Source organism: Streptomyces anulatus, from assembly GCF_000721175.1.
In the GTDB taxonomy this organism is placed as follows: Bacteria; Actinomycetota; Actinomycetes; order Streptomycetales; family Streptomycetaceae; genus Streptomyces; species Streptomyces anulatus_C.
Window position 1 is genome coordinate 35,579 of sequence record NZ_JOEZ01000026.1, and the last position, 18,606, is coordinate 54,184.

The window sequence follows — 18,606 nt, forward strand, 5'->3', positions numbered from 1 at the left end:
GTTCAGAAGAGCTAGTCGAGGATGAACTGCCCGAGCCACACGAGGACCAGGACTGCCACACCCAGGGTGATCGCGGCCTCGGCGTTTCCGGTGCCGGACCAGACGATGACGGTGATGGTCGTGCCGAGGACAAGACCGAGAAGAAAGCGGTGCGAAGTGCGCATAGTGATTCCTTGAACAGTGAGCGGGCCGGGGCGTCCGCGTAGGAGGGTGGGGAGGGGCTGCTCACCGTGTGACGAGCAGTGCGCCGTTGGGCTGGACGGTCACCTTCATGCCTTCGCCTCGAAGAAGGGCCGAGCACAGAAGGCGCACCCCGCCAGTGCTCCAGGCGGGATGGTAGTGATCGGGCTCCGCCTCCAGGTCCGGGTACCACCAGGTGACCTCGACGCTCTCGTGCCGGCATTCGACGACCACCCCGCTGCCCTGGAAGGTGCGGCGGTCGGCGAGGTGGACATGGGCGGCGAGCACCGTCAGCACCTCGTGCCGAAGTGTCTCACCGGCCCGGTCGGGGGGCACGGAGGGTGCTACAGGGCGGTAGACGGTGTGTCCGTGAGTGCCCTGCGCGATCACGACGGTCCGCCCGGGGCCTGCCAGGCTCCTTCGGCGGCCGGCAGCCACGCACAGCTTGCGCACGCTGCGCCCGTGTACGGGGCGGGGGCGGCGTGGGCTCGGGTCTGCCGCGTAGTGCTCGTCCGCTACCAGGGACATGGCGTGCGCGACATCCCGCACGCGCTCGGCGATCTCGCCCGCACCCAGGTCGTGTCCGTCGGCGTAGCGCCACAGTGCGTCGACTGCCCGGGCTGCCGGGGAGGCGTCTGGGGCGTGCACCGTGCTGTCTCTGATGAGCCAGTCGACGACCTGCCCCGTGTACGGCGCCGTGAACGGGGCGCCTTCGAGAAGCTCCAGAAACTCCTGAGCTTCGGACTCGTCGGTGGCGGGCAGACGAGGTTCTGTCTGCATCGCAGACCTCCTCGGTGGGGGGCACCGTCGCAGATCATGGACCGGTGCAACCGCAGTGGTTCGTTCGTGCCGGGCGGGGAGAGGCTTCACCCGCCGACCCGCCTCAAGCTACCGCAGTATATCCAATTATGCAACTTTGCGGGTTTGGGTGGATGCTGCTCGGCGCATCACTGCAGAGCCCACCAGGTCGGCGCGGGTGAATTTGAAAGACAACGGACTCGCCTTCACCGGTGCAATTTGGCGAGAAACGATGGGGAGAGAGAATCTGCTAATCCTCTGCGCCTTTTTCGCCCGTCTGCAACTTTCCCCGTGTAAGGCGTCTACGGATCTCCTGGTAAATCGTCTCCCGATACCACATCGGCTCGAATACCTCCGGGCGCTTGCGGTCGCCCGGCCGCCGGTCAGGAGCTTCGATCTGTCCCCGCAGGAGATACGACTGCATGGTGCGCCGCGATGCGGGCTTCCCACTGATCGCGTTCCCACGGATGACGCCGTACTCGGTGATGTTGAGCAAGTCCCTGGGGTCCCCTGCGGGAAGAGGCTTCGCGAACTGAGGCTCGCCGCCGGCGTAGGCCGCCCACACGCGGGGCCGGTGGACGCGCACCCACGCATCCACCGTCTTCGCGTCCCACCGCCCCTCCGACGCTGGCGGGGGGAACGCGGCCGCCACGACCTTGCCGCTGGAGTCACGTCGTTCCGTGGCCTTGGTCCAGGCGTCCACGGCGTTGAAGGTCATGCCGAACCGCTTGGCCATCTCGGACCGGGTCTCGGTGACGGGCGCGACCGCAGCCTTCTTCTGCTTCCCCTTCTGGGGGCTGGTGACCGCGCCGGCCGCAGGCGTTTCCGGCCGGGGCGGCCAGTACTGCGGCCGCATGGCCTGCACCCACGCGTCGACCAGCGCGACGTCCCACAGACCGTCCTCGCCCCTCGCCGGAAAGTTGACCAGCGTGGTCCACACGGCGGTGTCCTTCGGCTTGACCCCGTACCGGGCGCTGATCCCCGCTTCGTCGATGCGGCGGTTGGTCATGGACGTCCTTGAGGGTCGGGGCGGGAGTGCGTCGGACTACTGGTCGGACTTCGCAGCGGCGGCGCCGCGCCGGCCGAGGGGGCGGAGCAGGTACGGGCGGGCGGACTCGGGCGTCCACATCGGCTCGTCGACCTCAGGCGTCTTGCCGTCGTTCGGCAGACGGTCCGGGGGCGCCAGCAGGCCGCGAGAGCGGTACGCCCGCATCGTGGACAGGGCGGTCGGCTTGCTGCGGCCCTGTTCCTTGCCGTCGAGCTCAGCGATCTTCTCGAGGGTCAGCAGGCCCGGATTCTTCTCGAAGTACCGCTTCAGGGCCGCACTCGGCTCACGCAGCTCACCTTCCGCAGGAGCAGCGGGGGCCTCCTTCCTCGCCTGTCGCGGGGTGGCGAGGAAGGGCAGGGCAGCCTCGGGCGTCCACATCGGCTCATCCACCGCCGGCGTCTTGCCGTCGCCCGGCTTCCGGTCCGGCCGCGCCAGCTTGCCCTGAGAGATGTAGACCTTCAGGGTCGACAGGGCGGTCGCCTTGGGGCGGCCCTGTTCCCGGCCGTCGAGCTCGGCGATCTTCTCGAGGGTGAGCAGGCCCGGGTTCTCCTCGAAGTACCGCTGCAGGAACTCGCTCGCCTCCACCGCGGCAGCCTCCTCCTGCGCAGGCTTCGGCGCACCGTGCCGGCTGTCCGGCCGGCACAGGTAGGGCAGAACGCTCTCGGGCATCCACATCCGCTCGTCGACGTCGGGCGTCTCGCCGTCGCCCGGCTTGCGGTCCGGCCGCGCCAGCTTGCCCTGAGAGATGTAGTTGTCGAGCGTGGACAGCGCCGTCGGCTCGCGATCGTGTTCCCGGCCGTCGAGCTCGGCGATCTTCTCGAGGGTGAGCAGGCCCGGGTTCTCCTCGAAGTACCGCTGCAGGAACTCGCTCGGTTCCCTCCGCTCACCGTCGCTCTTGCCGGTCTTGCGCCGGACCCGGCGCGGACGGGTGATGTAGTTGTAGGCCGTCTCGCGGAACCACATGTCCTCCGTGACCTCGGGCTGGCCTCCGTCGCCGGCGCGACGGTCGGGCCGGGCGAGCACGCCTCGGGAGATGTACGTGCGCAGGGTCGCGACCGGCGTGGGCTCGCGTGAGAGGAACCGGCCCTCGAGCACTCCGATGTGGCGCAGAGGGAGAAGGTCCTTGGGCCCGCCGGCAGGCAGCGCGGTGGCCTTCTCCTTCTGCTTGGGGTGAGCCACCACCCAGGCCTCCGGCTTGTGCTCCAGGACCCACTCATCGACAGCTGCCTCGTCGTACAGCTGGGTCTTGCCCCAACCCTTGTCGAGGCACGGCGGGAAGGTCTCCTCGAGCGTCCAGGAGGCGGCGGTCGAGCCGCTCACGTGGTAGCGCTTTGCGATCTTTTCGACCGTGGTCTGCTTGATCTTCGAGTTTGCGGGGATCATCGTCTGCTCCAGGGCCTGCGTGGCCTGATCGTTTCCTGCCGGGCCGCGGATGCGCCGGCGGGGGGATGCTGTTGTGCGTGGCCAGCGGCCCCTTCCTGTGCCTTTGCTGATGCCCGGACGGGGCTGGAAGGGCGCAGGGAGAGACCCGGCTCGCAACGTACAGCGATTCAAGCGATTAAGCAATTCGTCGTGGGTGTGTCGGTGTGGATCGCCGCCGGAACCGACGCGGGCGTGCCGGGGAGCCTGCGCTCCCCGGCACGCCTGGAGGTTCGCTGTGCGGTGATTTCCCGGCCTCGGCCGGCGAGCCGGTGGCCGGCGGTCAGGAAGCGAGGCCGAGGCTGCCTGCGGCCGTGCGGCGCTGCTTCTTCTCGGCGAGCTTCTTGTCCAGGGCGCGCTGCAAGCTGCTGAAGGTCTCGTCACCCTGCCGTTTGAGCAGCGCCGGGATGTAGTTCGCTGGGATGCCGACCTTCGGGGACTCGCTCAGGACAGACAGGAGGTCGGATTCCGTCTGGTCGGTGTAGCCCGCCTCCTCCAGTTCCTCGACGCCGGGGAACACGTCGGCATGGCGGTCGCTCTCCAGGTCCAGCAGAAAGTCCTCCTTCCCGCCCAGGCTGTAGCACCACAGGAAATTCTCGGGCGGATTCGGCTCAACGAGCCGGCGGAAACGCGAAACGGATTTCGTGTAGCAGTAGAACCAGGTGTCCGCGGGGGCGTTCCGCATGATGCGCAGCCACGCCTGCAAGTATTCGTCGGAATGGAAGTCGCCGGAATCGTGCAAGCGAATCCATTTGCCCCGATACCGCCGGTGGCGGAGTTCCTCGGCCATCTGGGCTTCCCACTCGTCCAGGGCATGCATCGTCATCCACATGTTGCGCTCGTGCGCGGCCAGGACGACCGGCCACCGATAGGTCCCCACCCTCGCGTAGCAGAGCTTCGCGCAGGCCCCGGCCTCCGGGCAGGCGTTGTATGTCGATCCGTCGGAAAAGCGGCCGGCCCAAGCGGGAAGTGGCCAGTTGAAAATCCCTTCGGCCCGCAGTTGCCGGTTCTGGGTGAGGAGCCACCGGCGCGCCTTGGGCTTCGTGTGCGGCGTGTCGGTGGTCGAGCTGGTGTTCATGTCGTGCTTTCCGTCTGGTTGGAGCTCGATGTGTCAGCAGGGCAGTCGTCATGGGGCGCGGCGCAGGCGTGCACACCGAACTTGGTGATGCCGCCTGCGGTCATCAGCGCCAGGTAGGCGAGACCGAGGTCCAACTGCTGGCCCGCCTCGGCGGTGTGCTTTTTGCTCGGGAACTGGAGAACGTCGCCGCGGCCGCCGATGGCCGCGGCCGCCGTGGCCCGGAGCGGGTCCAGTGCGTGCGGTGGCATGCGGCTGATCTCGAGCATCGCGATCGGCAGCGCGAACAAGAGGTGTTCGGTGAGGCCGTCGTGGAAGATCTGTTCCTTCTCGGTGCGTCGTGCAGGGGCCGGCACCGACACCACGGTGATGGTCGGTTCGGCCTGCTTCCGCAGCGGGTGCGGGGGATGGGAGCGAGTCATCGGTACTGCTTCGATCTATTCGGGCGCTGCGACGCGTTCGGGCGCCGCGACGCGGGGTGCTGCGGACCCGACTACGTCGTCAGTGGCTGACCCGGGAGCGGGCAGTCATCGTGATGGGCGGGCGAGGTGCGGTAGAACGGGGACTCGGCGAGGTCCTGGGCGCCACGCAGCCAGTCGCCGTAGTCGGCCAGGTTGTTGATGCACACCGTCGGAACGCGCGCTCCGCACTGCGGGCACGGGGCGATGGGGCTCAGGGCGAAATGCCGGGTGCTGTCGTAGGCGGCTAGGAACTCGCGGGACACGGTTCCGGCCGGGATCTGCAGCCGGATGGCCGGGCTCACTGCCCCTTCGATGAGGGGATGGAGGTCGTCGGCCTGGCTGATGACGGTGACCCACTGCCTCAGGCGGAGCACGTGGCGCAGCATGGTGCGCGCATAGCCGGCGGTGGCGAAGACGGCGTATGGAGCTGTCGTGCCGCCGGCCCGGCTCGGCCGGCCTTCTGCTGACCTTTGGCCAGCCGCGCGGAGTGCCGCGTGGTCGAGCCGGGCCAGAGCGCGGGTGCTCATCATGAACGGCATGGGCAACTCCATTGATTGAAGGGCCGGTTGCATGGGAGTTCGGTCCGGGCGCGGCGCAGTGGGCGCCGCGCCCGGGGCCTGTGCCTCCGCTGTGCTGGGAGGGGGCAGCGGAGGTTGAGCCACACATGGGCGGCATGGGCGGCTCCTTCACAGGGCCGCCGGGCGGCGAGTGTTCACGCCCGACGACACACTCAAGGTACGGCAGTAAATCCAATTACGCAACACGAGGAGTAGAAGGTGTGGTCGATCAGGGGAGTTGCATAATTGGAAATAGTGCTGTAGAGTTGAGTCATCAACGCCGGAGAAGGTGACCGGCGAGCAGTACCAGAAAGGTGGCGAACCCGTGTTCACCACTGAGCAGAGGCCCGTTTTCGTCTATGGCACGCTCCGTGCCGGGCAGGGCAACTACTTCGGCATCCTGGAGGGCACCACGATTCAGGAGCGCCCCGCGATCCTGAACGACTACGCGATCTTCGGTTCCGGTGTCCCCTTCGCGATCCAGCGGGACGGCCGGAAGGTCGTCGGCGAGGTCATGGACGTGGACCCCGAGCAGTGGCCCGACGTGCTCCGTCGGCTCGACCGGCTCGAAGGCTACCGGGGCGAGGGTCGCAACAACATGTACGACCGCAAGGTCCGCACCGTGACTCTTGCCGACGGCAGCGAGATCGAGGCGTACGTGTACCTCGCGGGCGAGTCGTCCCGCCGCTGGTTCACCGACGCCGAGGAGATCCCCGACGGTGACTTCGTCAAGGCGGAGTCCCGGTAAATCCACACCGCCCTCTGGGGTGGGCGGATGAACACCCCACCATGCAGTACCCGTCAGGCCGCGCGCGGCGCGGCCTGACGGCTTGAGCAGTACACCTCGGTCTCCTCGCGGAGAATCGAGGCAGAAAAGGAACAACTATGTGCGGTCTGTTCGGAGTTGTCCGAAACCAGACCTGTGACCCCACCCGCGCCACCATCATGTGCGTTGCCCTGGGCCAGCTGGCCGAGGAGCGGGGTAAGGACTCGGCGGGGCTGGCATTCGCCATCTCCGCGACGAAGAAGCTCGACCGGCGTCCGGTCACCAACCGTCGCGACGTGACGGCGGGCGGCTGGCGGATCATCAAGGGACCGGGCCGGTTCCGCGATGTGTGGAAGCCCGCCTACAACAGCGCGCTCGACGCGGCTCCGGTCGCTCTCGGTCACACCCGCTGGGCGACCCAGGGCGGGACGACGCTGGTCAACTCCAGCCCGCTACAGGTGGGGCAGCTCATCGGCACGCACAACGGAGACGTGGACACCTGGCCGCTCCGGTCGGAATTCGGTCTCCCGCGTCCGACCGGGGGCACCGACACCGAGGTCCTGTACCAGGCTCTCGATCAGGCGGGCGGGGTCATCCTGCCCACCCTCGACGTCCTGGAGTCCGTCGTGGGCCGGGCTGCTCTGGTGTGGACCGACCGGCGCTGGCCGCAGCTGGTCATGCTGGCACGCACGGCGGTGAGCCCGCTCTCCGTCGCTGTCGACACCGAGGGGAACCTCTACTGGGCGTCCAACCCCGGATGGTTCCGCAAGGCCGCTCGCGCGGCGGACGTGACCATCGCCGAGATTCTGATGGTGCCAGAGGGCACGCTGATGATGATCGACTACTCCTCGGGCAGTCCGGCGCTGGTGGGCGACCGCCGCTTCACCGCGACGGCGCGGGCGAAGGACGACCGGCTGGCGCACATCGTCGCCTACCGGGGCTTCAGCATCGAGGACCAGGTGGCCGACGAGGAGGTGTGCAGTCACCGAACGCTGCGTGAGCCCCAGCGCTCGCGGTCCGTTTCGGCGCCGCTGTGGCTGTCTCCCAGCGGCAAGTAGGTCATCGACCCGGAAGAAGAAAGGGGCCGGGGCACCGCAAACTGCGGTGCCCCGGCCCCTTTTCGCTCTTGACCGGCCTCAGTACCGGCCGTCGTGCCAGCGGGTGCCGGCGAACAGCGCGGCCACCTGCGCCCGGTTCTCCTCCCGGCCGAAAATCCTGTCGGCCATGTCGCGGAACGAACGCGTGGCATTGGTCCATGCCTCGCCGGTCAGAGGTCCACGCTGCCCGGCCTGAGCCCTCGCACGACGGTGGTGCCCGACCCGCTGCGGAGGCGGCGGCGGAGTGCTGCCGGCCTCCCGCAAAGCCGCATTCGTCAGGCCCAGCGACACGTTGACCTGGGCCTGGATGGTCCCCGGGTCCAAGGAACCGTCCCACATGCGGAACTCGGCGTGGTCACTCTGCCGTCCGTGCACGGACTGGAAGTTCAGTCCGATGTGATGGCTGTTGTTGTAGCTCTGGACGGCTGACACTGAGGTGTACGGGCGCGACGGCTGGGTGTTCGGGGTGCACCACTCCAGCCCTCGATGGCGGTCGGCAGCGGGGTTCTGGGCGAGCCGGTAGATGACGTCCTCGTACCCGGCCACCGTGTTGATCAGCTGGTTGTGGTTCTCGACCGTGTGGTCGTAGTCGGGGACCGCGACGTGGACGTGGCCGCCCGTTCGCGGACTGGCGATGCCCCCGTTGCGCCGGACGATCTCGCACACCTGCGCCAGGTTGTTCCAGGTCTGCGGCTCGTCATAGAGAATGGGCGAGACGATCTCACCGGCGACAGTGCTGTCGTACTCCAGCCGCCACGCGTTCGGTGCGTCGGTGTAGCCCGCGCGCGCCGAGGCATGCCAACCGTTCACGTTGGCGTCCGGTGCGATCCCCGCTTCGTGGAGTTCGCGCGCGATGCGCCGGCTGGCGGCCTGCCGCTCGGAGTGCGTCATGGAGGCCGGGTAGTCGAATTCGATCTCGACACCGAACGCGCGGCCGCCCTCACGGGCGCCGAGGCCGCCCGTGGCGTTCTCCGTCATGTAGGGCACCAGAGGCTCGCCCGCCCGCTGGCGCTCTCGGGCCTGGTCGTACGCCTCCTGGAAGGCGTCCATGTCCTCCAGGTAGGAGCGCACCGCGGGCTGGGCCGCCCGCTCGGCGCGCGCCTGGTCCTGTGCGGCGATCGAGGCGGCGTGCTCGGCCGCAACTTCGTCGAGGACTTCCTGGGCCGCGGCCCGGTCGACCGCGGAGCGGCCGCTCGAGCCGAGCTGATCCTGAACCAGGTTGGCTATGGCGCCCTGGTGAACGCAGGTGCCGTCCTCGTCGCCGGCGTGCATGTCGCCGCCGGTGCACCTCAAGTTTTCCGGGCTGACCTGGAGTTGGCCGTCCGGGCCGCGGCTGACCCGGACGTCGCCCTCGATGAAGTGGCGTCCGTCCTCGTCGGAGACGCTGGCCCCCACCTGAACCAGGGCGTCCTGGTCGTCGGTCACTTGGCCCCGGATGATGTCAGGGTTGCGCGGCAGGAACAGCAGGTGGTCGTCGCCGCTGACCACGTAGGTCTGCAGGATCGGAGCATCGGCCGAGGTGGTGTCGACGATGCGGACCGCTGTGCGCTCCGGCCGCTCCTCAATGGTGAGCGGCGCGGCCTCGGCGACGAGCGTGTCCGTGCCTCGTGTGGGCGCGACGCTGTGGTGCTGGTGGTCTATTCGGCTTCCCGACCCCACGATCATTCCCCTCGGACATTGGGCGGCAGCGCGCCCTGCTCGGCGGCCACGTGGATCACGCCGGCCTGGTGCAGCGAGACCAGCAGGCTCCACTCGTCGTCCGGCTCGATCCAGATCAGCGCGCCCTCGGGTCCCTCAGGCCGCGGCAGACGGCCGGCCGGCTTGTAGAACGTGGTCACCAGCACCAGCGGGACGGGAGCGTCCCAGCGGCTGACAACCGGCGGCGTGTCCCGCGGGGCGAGGATTGCCTGCTGCTGCTCGGGGGAGCACTGCCCGAACTCCTCCGATGCCGCGAGCACAGCCTGCAGCTGGACCTGAAGACGCAAGGCGAGCCGGATTCGGGCAGCCGCCTTCTCCTTCGGGCTCACCAGCTCGGGGTACTCCGGGATCAGGCCTTCCATGAGCTCGGTCGGGGTATCGGCGTAACCGCGCCAGCTCCCGCCGTCGTAGATCATCTCGAAGACGTAGTTGCTGCCGTCGTCCTTGGTCGGAGGGTCGAGAGGCGTGGCAGCCGAGGAGGCATTGCGGGTGCGGATGAACGTCATGACATCTCCAAGGGGTTAGCGGCGCTGCCAGCGGGTTTCGTGGAATAGAGCGGTGGCCTGAGCCTTATCCTCAGGGCGCTGGAACAGCGAGTCGACCAGTTGCCGGAAGTTAGCGGTAGTCGTACGCCAATCGTCACCGGACAGCCGCCGCCGCTGCCCGAGTCCGGCCTGACGTCGCTGCTCACGGTGGCTACCCAACTCCATACGCGGACCAGAGACGGCGGTGTCCTGCCGCACGGCCGCGGCGGCCATGCCCAGGGAGAGCTTCACCTGCGTCTGGATCACGGACGGGTTGAGGGAGCCGTCCCACAGCCGGAACTCGCCGTGGGCGCTCTGCCCGCCGCGCCGAGCCCCGCTGAGATTCACCGCCTGCCCATGGAACGAACTGATCTCCGAGATCGCCGAATATCCCTCGGACGGCACGGGGTTAGGGCTGCACCAGCGCGTGCCCCGGTGCTGGTTCCCCTCGGAGGCGGGGTTCTGCGCGAGCCGGTACAGCACATCCTCATGGGCCTTGTACATCTGCATGAGGCGCGTGTGGTTGGCGACGTCGTGGTCGAAGTCGTGCATGCCCACGTGCACGTGACCGCCGGTTCCGAACGACGCGCGGCCGCCGTTACGCTCGATGATCTCGCAGGCCGTGGCGAGGTTCTGCCAGGTCTGCGGCTCGTCGTACAGGATCGGCGAGACCAGCTCGCCGGCCACGGTGCAGTCCGACTCAAGCCGCCATGCGTTCGGCTCGTCGGTGTATCCCGCGCTCTGCTGCGAGTGGTAGCCGTACTGCCGGGCCGTGCGGGACAGGCCGGCGTCGCGTAGTTCACGGGCGATGTTCTGGATCGCCTGCTGCCTGTCGACGCCGGGCTCGATGTCGAACTCGATCTCCACTCCGAAGCCGCGGCCGCCCTCGCGGGCGCCGAGACCGCCAGTGGCGTTCTCCGTCATGTAGGGGACGACCTGCTCACCGCGTTCGGCGCGGTCGCGGGCGGCGTCGTAGTCGCGCTGGAAGGCGTCGAAGTCCTCCGTGTAGCTGACCTCGTCGGGCGGCCACTGTTCGCGGGCCTGCTCCTGGAGCGAGGTGGCGGCCTGGTGCTCGGCGGCGACCTCGTCCAGGACCTGCTGCGCCGCGGCCCGCTGGACAGCCCGCTCCTCCGCACTGCCCCATTCCGGCGGGAGGTCCCGCTGCTGGGGTACGGACACGCCTGTGCCGGCGGCCTGCACGATCTGCTCGTCGAGCGAGTCCTCGGCATGCCCGAACTCATCCTGTAGACGCTGGCGGAGCTCGTAGAACTCGGCGAGCTCCTCCGGGTTCTCGCGGCGCTCGGCTACGGCCGTGCCGAGCTGCAGCACGCGGCTGACCAACTGCTGGTGTTCGTCCTCGGGGGACAGGCTGACTCCCTGGCTGGGAGCGCTGATGGTGGTGCCTGCCGCGGTGGTGGCGACGAGGTGGTGCTGATGATCGATTCTGCTGCCGGATCCCATGGGTACGGCCCCCTTTCAGTGATCTGGCCGACCGAGGCGGTGCAGGTCGGCGGCGTGATGTGCGGACGTGACGGCGGGCGCTACCAGCCCTGGTACTCGGGTTGTTGCCAGCGGGTGACCGCGTAGAGCGAAGCCGCCTGCTGCATCTGTGCGCGCCGGTGGAAGATCTCGTCGGCGAACTGGCGGAAGTGGAGGCTGTTGGTCTCCAGCTCCCCGACGCTGAGGCGGTGATCGGGCCCCCAGTCCTGCCGGTGGCGGCCGAGCGGCATCCGCTCCCCGCGCCGGGTTTGCGCAGCACTGCCGCGCACGGCCGCGTTCACCATGCCCAGGGAGAGGTTGATCTGCGTCTGGATGACGGCGGGGTCCACCGAGCCGTCCCACAGCCGGAACTCGCCGTGGTCGCTGCGCCGGCCGTGTGCTGCTGAGAGGTTGACCGCGAGGCCGTGGCCGTTGCGCTGCACCTCGCTCAGTGAGCGGTATCCGCCTGTGGGCACGAAGTTGGGCTCGCACCATTCGGTCCCGCGGTGTGCGGAGTCGGGGGCGATGCGATTGGCGGCGAGCCGGAACAGGACGTCCTCGTAGTGGTCGTACATCTGCATGAGGCGGGTGTGGTTGGCGACGTCGTGGTCGTAGTCGTGCAGGCCGACGTGCACGTGGCCGCCGGTACGTTCGCTGGCGCCGCCACCGTGCCGGCGGACGATCTCGCAGACGGTGGCGAGGTTCTGCCAGGTCTGCGGCTCGTCGTACAGGATCGGCGAGACGATCTCGCCGGCCACGGTGCAGTCGTCCTCCAGCCGCCAGGCGTTGGGGGCGTCGGTGTAGCCGGCCGCCGCCTGTGAGTGATAACCGTGTTGCCGGCTGTCCCGCGCCAGACCGGCTTCGTGCAGGTCCCTGCCGATGGCGCGCAGTGCCTCCGCCTGGTCGTCGTAGTCGCCGTCGGTGACGAACTCGATCTCCACGCCGAAGCCGCGCCCGCCTTCGCGGGCGCCGAGGCCGCCGGTGGCGTCTTCGAGCAGGTAGGGCACTGCTTCTTCGCCGCGGAGCTCCCGGTCCCACGCGGCGTCGTGGACCTGGCGGAAGGCCTCGAAGTCCTCAACGAAACTGACTTCCCGCTCGTCGGGCCACCGGTCACGGGCCTGCACCTGGAGCGCCGCGGCAGCGCTGTGCTCGGCGGCGACCTCGTCCAGGACCTGCTGAGCGGCAGCGCGCTGGACGGGGATGTCGGCCGGTGGCTCGGTGGCCCGGGGCGGGAAACCGGGGCTGTCTTGGTCCTGGACGTCTTCGCGCTCGGCGTCCGCAATGAGGCCGTGTCCGTTCCACAGGTCGTGCTCCAACCGGAGCCGGTCGCGCAGGCCCCAGTACTCCATCGCTTCCTCGAGCGAGGCCCGTCCGTTGTTCGCCTCCCACCGGGCCTGGATCGCCAGAGCTTGGTCGATGAGTTCACGCTGGCCCTCGGGCATGAGGTCGACCCGCTCGGCCGGGGCCTCGATGGTCAGCCCCGCCGCGGTGGTGGCGACGAGGTGGTGCTGGTGGTCGATCCGGCTGCCCGAGCCCATAATCAGGCCTCGTTCCGTGGGGTGATCGTGCCGTCGGCGAGGCCGGCGTAGAAGCGGACGTTGGCGGTGAACAGGTCCTCGGTGCGCGCGTGGGTGTCGACGCGTCCTTCCTCGGTCATGACGGCGCCGTGGCGGGCGTACTGCAGCGGGTTCTGGCTGATGAGGTAGAGCCGGCCGGGGAAGAGGGCCTTGAGGGTGGCGATCCGGTCGGCGCGGCTGGCTCCGGTCAGGACCATGGGCAGGTCCGGCGGGAGGGTGGCGGCCAGGTAGGTAAGACCTGGGACCGCCATCTCCTCCCAGTCGGCCTGCGTGCGGAACGTCTGCAGGTTCATGGCCAGGGCGGGCGGCAGAGCGGGGGTCTCGTCGAGCCAGTCGAGGTAGCGGTCGAGGTCTTCGAGGCGGAGCCAGTAGATGTTGGGGACTGCAGTGACGCCGGCGGCGGAGAGTTCGGCGGCGAGCATCAGGTTGCGCCGCATGTTGATCAGGTTCTCGGCGCGGGGCTGGTTGAAGTACATCGACGCGTTCGGGGTGAGTACGAGGTCCCACTTTTGGGCGGCGAGCATCTCGGCGAAGCCGTCGGCCTTGCGGCGCGTCCAGTACGCCTCGACGAGAGGGTCTTCCGCGTAGCCGCTGAGGATGGCCTTCTGCTCGGGCCGCAGGTTCAGGAACTGATGCGCGGTCTGGCCCTCCCAGCGGGGGAACAGCTTGTGCGTCTTGGGGCTGATGACGCGGCGCAGCCCGAGGGCGTACGCGGGCCAGCGGAGCTGGGCGTCGAGGGTCGGCACGTCGTGTCCGTCGACCTGGGGAGTGAACAGGGGCAGGTCGGGGAGGGTGCCGGGCGCCCGCAGGCCGGTGAAATGCATCGTGCCGCCGATGTCCTTCATCCAGGCCTCGCGGTCGGGCCGGGTGCCGCAGCGGATCGGGCAGCGAGTGCAGGCCAGTCCCGGCTCGCTGCCGGGGAGCGGGTCCTCGGCGCGGGCGCAGCCGCAGTACTCGCAGCTGGAGGTGCAGCCGGAGCACACGGGTTCGACGGCCCTGGGGTTGTCCATGAAGAAGGGGCAGTTGTTGCAGTCGCAGCCGGAGGCGGGTGCCGGAACGGGCTTGCCGACTCCGGGCATGGGCAGGGGGACAGTCATGCGGCAGCGGTCCTTTCGGCGCCGGCGCTGGTGTGGCGCTGGAGGTCGGTCAGGAGCATGCGGAGTGAGCCCGCGTCGAATCGGTGGAGGGCGCGGCCTTCTGCGAGTTGGGTGTTGAGCGCGCGCAGCGCCTCAAGGGCGGCGGTCACGACGGGCGGATCGACGGGCTCGGCAGGCTCGAGCGGCTCGTCAGCGCGCGGATGTTGCTCGCCCCCCGACCCTGCGGTTACCGGTTCCTCGGAGATGTCGTCGAAGGCCGTCGTTTCGCCGCCCTGTCGCGGCTGTTCAGCATCCGCGCTGTCAGCCAGGGGGGCCGCTGTGGTCTCGTCCGGAGCTGCGGCATCGTCCTCGTCGTCGTGCCCGCCGGCCGGCGCCGGCCGGCGGGCAAGTGCTGCGGCTCGTTCGGCGTTGGCTCGCTCGTATGCGGTGACCGCGGCACTGGCGGCGGTGTCGGCCGGCATGTCCGGGTTGGTGGCCTGTGCCCGGGTAGCGGCCGACAGCAGGTCCGTGCGGCCGAGACGCTTGACGGCCTGCCACAGTTCGGCGGCGGCCTCGCGACGTCCGCGGCTGAGGCGGGCGAGATTCGTCCGTGCGGCGAGCGCGACCTGGTGCTGGTCCATGTCCGCGGACAGTTCGCGCGGCAGGGTCCGGAACGCGGCAACGACCTCGCGAGCTCGGCGCGGGGTAATCTGCAGGCCCAGCCGGCGCAGCACCAGGTTCCACGGCGCGGCGAGGTTGGCGTCGCTGCCGCGCAACTTCTCCAGGGCCTCGAAGCGGGCGACGGGGTCTTCCAGCCGCTGGACGTCCTCGCTCACCTCGATGCCGGCGTTGTCGAGCTGGGCACGCAGGATCGCGCTGCGCTCCAGGAGCAGAGCCTTGGCGAGCTCGCCGGGCTGGAGGTCCTCGCGAGCCAGGTTCTCCACCAGCTGCCAGGTCCGGCGGTCCTCGTCACTCAGCGGTCCGGGGCAGATGACGGCGGGCAGCTTGTCGAACCGCGGGTTATCGGGCTGGTTGACCGCGCCCCAGCGGCAGGCCCGGTAGCGGCGTTCGCCGATCACCAGGCGCCGCTGGATGTGGTTGTCCGGACCGGGCAGTTCCTCCACCAGGACGGGATGGAGCACGCCGACGGTCGAGATCGAGGTGATCAGATCGGCGAGGCCTTCAGGGCTGGTGCTCGGGCCTGGCCCGCGGCCCTGCACGTCGGTGTAGACCGAACCGCGCATCGGGAGCATCTCGAAACGACGCTGGCGCAGTTGCTCCGAACTCTCCAGAGCCTCGGCCAGTCCCAGTACGGCAGGCGCAGGGGCCGGGGATTCCTCAACGGCGACGGTCATCGGCAGAGCCTCCTTTCACAGGTAGTCGTCAGGCGCGCAGGCGCCCGGCCCCGAAGGGGTTATGCGTGCAGGTCAGCGGGGAGCGGGGCGGGCGGGTGGCGAGCCGGCGCCGCCGCGGCCGGTCGGCGCAGCAGCATGTCGGTGAGGGGATGCCGCTGCTCGGGTGTTCCGCGCAGCAGCGGCGTGAAGATCCGCCCGAACGGGCCGTGCTCCTTGAGCTGCGCAAGGGTGGTGACCCCGACGGAGAGGTTGCTGGCGAGCCGGGACAGGCGCGGGTCGACCCGGGTGAGCGTGTACAGGTCTTCGGTGCGGTCGGCGAGCCGCTTGGCCAGGGTGGGGCCGGGCGCACCGTCGAGGACGATCAGCAGGCGCGGGAAGGCCGGGTACGTGTGCTGCCACGCCGGCCGGGTCGACGCCGCGGAGCGCCGAGCCCGGTCGGGGTGCTGCGGCACGAACTCGTACAGCCGCCCGTACGCGGAGACCTTCTTGGCGAGCTCGGCCGCGGTCATGGTGGCCCGATCGAGCTCGATGAACACGTTCAGCATGGTGCGAGCGCCGCGGTGGACGTGGACGTAGTGCAGGACGGCGTCGGAGATCACGTGATCGTCCTCGAAGCGGCGCTGCCCGTCGCGGATGCGGTGGGCGACCTCAGGGGTCCACGAAAGGGGCGTGCAGTCGTGCCCGAGCCGGCGGGCGTGCTCGACGAACGCGATGCCGACCTCGTTGACGGCCAAGGTGTGGGCCTGGCGCGTGCTGGCCGCCGACTCGGGTGTCACCCGGTAGCGGCGGGAGAAGATCTCCGCCGCCTGTTCCACGGCGTCGGCGCCCGTCTCGGTCAGGAACCACACGTAGGGCCGGTTGAACCCGTGGCCCGGGCTGGCCTTCCCCTGGGCGCGCAGGCGCTGGACAAGGCCGCCCTCTTCGAGCGCCACCAGCTGCCGCCGCAGGTAGGACGCGCTGTGAGCAGTCGGCGTCAGCAGCCTGGCGAGCTGATCTGTGGTCATGAGGCGGTGCTGGTACAGCAGGTCGAGGGCCGACTTGGCGACGGCGTGGAAGCTGAGGGTCCGCTGCGGGCTGTGCAGCAGTTCGGATTCGGGCTGAGTGTTCATCCGACGTGTGACCCCTTGGTCTTGGTGAGGTAGGTGACGTTGCTGGGGGCCGGCTCCTGCTCGGCCGGGTCCGGGCCGTCATCCGGCGGCTCGGGGCCCGGATCGTCGACCGGCGGCTCCTCGGGACCGGGATCGTCGTCGTCCGGCGGGGGCGGCGGCAGCGTGGCCATGAACAGACGGATGCGGGTGTCGAGCCTGGCGAGGTCGTCGAGGATGTCCCGCACCCGGCGCCGGCGCAGGTTCTCGTTGACCGCGGCGTCCAGGTGGTGGACGTCATCGGGGCGGTGGTAGTCGCTGTAGACGTCCTCGACGCTCGCACCCCGGACCCGGAAGGGGTCGCTCTGGCCGCCGTCGAGGGTGACGGACATGACGTAGTGGTAGCGCTGCAGCTGCGAGATCGTGTCGGGAGCGACCTTCTTGCCCCAGCGCCGCACCACCATCTGCGCCTCGTCGATGTCGCTGGCCGTGGTGGACAGGATCGACAGGTTCTGCAGCAGGCCCTGCCTCGTGGTCGCCGACAGCCGCTGCGCCATCTGCGTCATCGCCAGGAGCTTCACCTTGTACTTGCGCAGCTGCTCGGCGATCGCGGCGAGCGTTCCCTTGCTCGCGCCGTCCACCGCGGTCAGCTCGTCGATGAAGGCGTAGAAGTCCTTGCGGTCGGCGACGGGCATGGTGCGCCGCGACAGCCCGGCGCGAAACAGGTCGTAGATCAGCAGGCAGGAGACGATGCGGTCGGTGTCGCCGGTGCCGGACGGGCACACGAAGACGACCTTCCCGTTGTCCATGGCGTGCCGGATGTCGTACGTGCTCAGCGAGGACCCGAGGAACCCCTTCAAGGCGTTCGAGCTGTCGAGACGCTCGATGATGTTCGTGACAACGGGAGTTGCCTCGTTGGAGTACTTCGGGTAGGTCTGCACCCAGAAGTCCCGCAGCGTCTTCGGTAGAAACGGCACGACCGCGTCTCGCCACACCTCGTCGTTGAGCAGGGTGCGGATCTGGAAGATTGTCGGCGCCAACTCGGGCCGGCCGGCCCGCGACAACATCCAGGACAGATGGGCGAGGGTCTGCACCGATCGCGTCAGGATGGTCTTGGCTCGCCCCGCGCTGTCCGACCAGTTCAGAGCGCTCGCGAAGCCGGTGACGATCGCGTTGACGATGTCCGGGATTTCCTCCTCGCCACGGTTCTCCATGGACAGCGGGTTCCAGGAGCCCACCATCGCGTCCAGGTCCGGCGAGGTCAGGTCGATCTCCCACAGCCGCGGCGCGATGTGCGGGTGAGCGAGGTAGGGCCGCGCACGCTGCCAGCCGTCGCCGTGCGGGTCCAGGAAGAGGGTCCCGTGCCCGTTGTGAGCGAGCGCGATGGCCTGCACCAGCGACATTTCCGTCTTGCCGTATCCCGCCTTCCCGAGGAAGAGCCCGAACAGCAGGTAGGCCAGGGGCAGGCCGGCCAGCCGCTCACCGCCGCCGGGCTTGGCCACCCACCCCAGGGGAAGGAGATCCGCCTGGCCGGTCCACGTGGGCAGGCTCGGCGGCGGCGGGGGCACCACACCGCCCGAACGGGCCACGTTGGCCGCCATGTTGTGCTTCGTGGCGGGCTTGAGAAGGCCGGCGAGCTCCGCGCCGGTTACCCAGCTGGAACGCCGCGGCGCGAACTCTCCGGTGACGAATCGGCGGTCGAAGCTGCGCCGGTAGAGCCGCGAGTCCGCGCGCAGCCGCGTCACGAGCAGGTTCGCACCCACCGGGCGCAGGTGGTTGTCGCCGGCCCAGCCCTCGAGCGTTGCCATGATCTGCTCCAGCAGTATCCGCGGCCGCGCCGGGTCGGAGGAGCAGGTACGGATCAGCATCTGCAGGGCGAACACCGGATCCGCGCCCGGACCGAACTTGCCCATGGCCGCCTTGACGTCGGACACAGTCGGCATGCGCTGGCGCTGAGCGGGGCGCTGGCCGCCGCGGCCCTGCTGCCCGCGCATCTCCGCCGCGATCTCGCTTCCCAGGGACGCCAGGCGGTCCAAGCCGAAGCCGCCCCCCGAACCCTGCTGCGGAAGGCCGGGTATCGCCGGCATCCCGCTGGGGTTGCGACGCGCTCGCGCCAGCAGGCGGCTGCGCCGACGGCCGACCCGGGAGGGCGATATCGGCACCAAGTCCAAGACGATGTCCGCTCGTTCACCCAGGTCCTCACGCACATCCGCGACGGCGGCCGCGAGCGCCTCCAGCGGATCGGGCTTGATCGGCACCTCGCGCAGGGCGAGGTGGTCCGGCAGCGCCAACGCCAGCTCGGCGCGCGCTACGTGCTGCTGCTTGGGCGTGTCCTTGCGCGGCTTGGGCCTGCGCGGCCCGCGTCCGTGACCGCGGGGGGATGTCGCCTTCTTCTTGCTCACCACAGACTC

17 protein-coding genes are annotated in these 18,606 nt (G+C 69.4%); 2 read left to right on the plus strand and 15 right to left on the minus strand.

The annotated features are described in order from the left end of the window. Positions 1-11 precede the first annotated feature (11 nt). The 7 genes from IG90_RS44405 to IG90_RS0127395 form a co-directional block, all read right to left on the minus strand. Positions 12-164, minus strand: a complete 153-nt coding sequence (locus tag IG90_RS44405) for a hypothetical protein (protein ID WP_007494377.1) — start codon at positions 162-164, stop codon at positions 12-14. A gap of 61 nt (positions 165-225) precedes the next feature. Beyond that, positions 226-960, minus strand: coding sequence for a hypothetical protein (locus IG90_RS0127370; RefSeq protein WP_007494378.1), 735 nt, complete (start codon positions 958-960; stop codon positions 226-228). Positions 961-1,228: 268 nt separating this feature from the next. Beyond that, positions 1,229-1,987: a hypothetical protein gene (locus IG90_RS0127375; protein WP_007494379.1), complete on the minus strand. Its 759-nt coding sequence runs from the start codon at positions 1,985-1,987 to the stop codon at positions 1,229-1,231. 36 nt (positions 1,988-2,023) lie between these two features. Further along, positions 2,024-3,409, minus strand: coding sequence for a hypothetical protein (locus IG90_RS0127380; protein ID WP_051860265.1), 1,386 nt, complete (start codon positions 3,407-3,409; stop codon positions 2,024-2,026). A gap of 319 nt (positions 3,410-3,728) precedes the next feature. Next, complete coding sequence (locus tag IG90_RS0127385; RefSeq protein WP_007494381.1) at positions 3,729-4,523, minus strand: GP88 family protein; 795 nt, start codon at positions 4,521-4,523, stop codon at positions 3,729-3,731. Further along, positions 4,520-4,942, minus strand: coding sequence for a hypothetical protein (locus IG90_RS0127390; protein ID WP_007494383.1), 423 nt, complete (start codon positions 4,940-4,942; stop codon positions 4,520-4,522). The genes IG90_RS0127385 and IG90_RS0127390 overlap by 4 nt, the downstream gene beginning before the upstream one ends. Positions 4,943-5,013: 71 nt before the next feature. Further along, entirely contained in the window at positions 5,014-5,520 is a 507-nt protein-coding gene (locus tag IG90_RS0127395) for a hypothetical protein (protein ID WP_007494385.1), read from the minus strand. A gap of 343 nt (positions 5,521-5,863) precedes the next feature. Between IG90_RS0127395 and IG90_RS0127400 the strand changes: the two genes are divergently transcribed. Beyond that, the gene (locus tag IG90_RS0127400) at positions 5,864-6,286 is read left to right on the plus strand and encodes a gamma-glutamylcyclotransferase family protein (protein WP_030590023.1); all 423 of its coding nucleotides are present in this window, start codon (positions 5,864-5,866) and stop codon (positions 6,284-6,286) included. 137 nt (positions 6,287-6,423) lie between these two features. Further along, positions 6,424-7,362, plus strand: a complete 939-nt coding sequence (locus tag IG90_RS0127405) for a class II glutamine amidotransferase (RefSeq protein ID WP_007494389.1) — start codon at positions 6,424-6,426, stop codon at positions 7,360-7,362. A gap of 78 nt (positions 7,363-7,440) precedes the next feature. Here the strand turns inward: IG90_RS0127405 and IG90_RS0127410 are convergent, their stop codons facing one another. From IG90_RS0127410 to IG90_RS0127445, 8 genes are all read right to left on the minus strand, one after another. Beyond that, on the minus strand, positions 7,441-9,066 hold the full coding sequence (locus IG90_RS0127410; RefSeq protein ID WP_007494390.1) for an amidoligase family protein: 1,626 nt from the start codon (positions 9,064-9,066) through the stop codon (positions 7,441-7,443). Continuing rightward, positions 9,063-9,605, minus strand: a complete 543-nt coding sequence (locus IG90_RS0127415) for a hypothetical protein (RefSeq protein WP_007494391.1) — start codon at positions 9,603-9,605, stop codon at positions 9,063-9,065. The genes IG90_RS0127410 and IG90_RS0127415 overlap by 4 nt, the downstream gene beginning before the upstream one ends. A 15-nt stretch (positions 9,606-9,620) precedes the next feature. After that, complete coding sequence (locus IG90_RS0127420; RefSeq protein WP_007494392.1) at positions 9,621-11,084, minus strand: amidoligase family protein; 1,464 nt, start codon at positions 11,082-11,084, stop codon at positions 9,621-9,623. An 80-nt stretch (positions 11,085-11,164) separates the two neighbouring features. Further along, positions 11,165-12,640 (minus strand): amidoligase family protein, encoded by a 1,476-nt coding sequence (locus IG90_RS0127425; protein WP_030590031.1) that lies wholly within the window; start codon positions 12,638-12,640, stop codon positions 11,165-11,167. Between the two features lie 2 nt (positions 12,641-12,642). Then, entirely contained in the window at positions 12,643-13,776 is a 1,134-nt protein-coding gene (locus IG90_RS0127430) for a DUF4417 domain-containing protein (protein ID WP_007494394.1), read from the minus strand. Further along, positions 13,773-15,110 carry a ParB/RepB/Spo0J family partition protein gene (locus IG90_RS39805; protein WP_051860264.1) on the minus strand — a complete coding sequence of 446 codons (1,338 nt, stop codon included), beginning with the start codon at positions 15,108-15,110 and terminating at the stop codon, positions 13,773-13,775. Before IG90_RS39805 ends, IG90_RS0127430 begins: the two co-directional genes overlap by 4 nt. 59 nt (positions 15,111-15,169) lie before the next feature. Next, on the minus strand, positions 15,170-16,219 hold the full coding sequence (locus IG90_RS0127440) for a replication-relaxation family protein (RefSeq protein WP_030590038.1): 1,050 nt from the start codon (positions 16,217-16,219) through the stop codon (positions 15,170-15,172). Further along, positions 16,216-18,597 (minus strand): type IV secretory system conjugative DNA transfer family protein, encoded by a 2,382-nt coding sequence (locus IG90_RS0127445; protein ID WP_208865783.1) that lies wholly within the window; start codon positions 18,595-18,597, stop codon positions 16,216-16,218. The genes IG90_RS0127440 and IG90_RS0127445 overlap by 4 nt, the downstream gene beginning before the upstream one ends. Positions 18,598-18,606 lie beyond the last annotated feature (9 nt).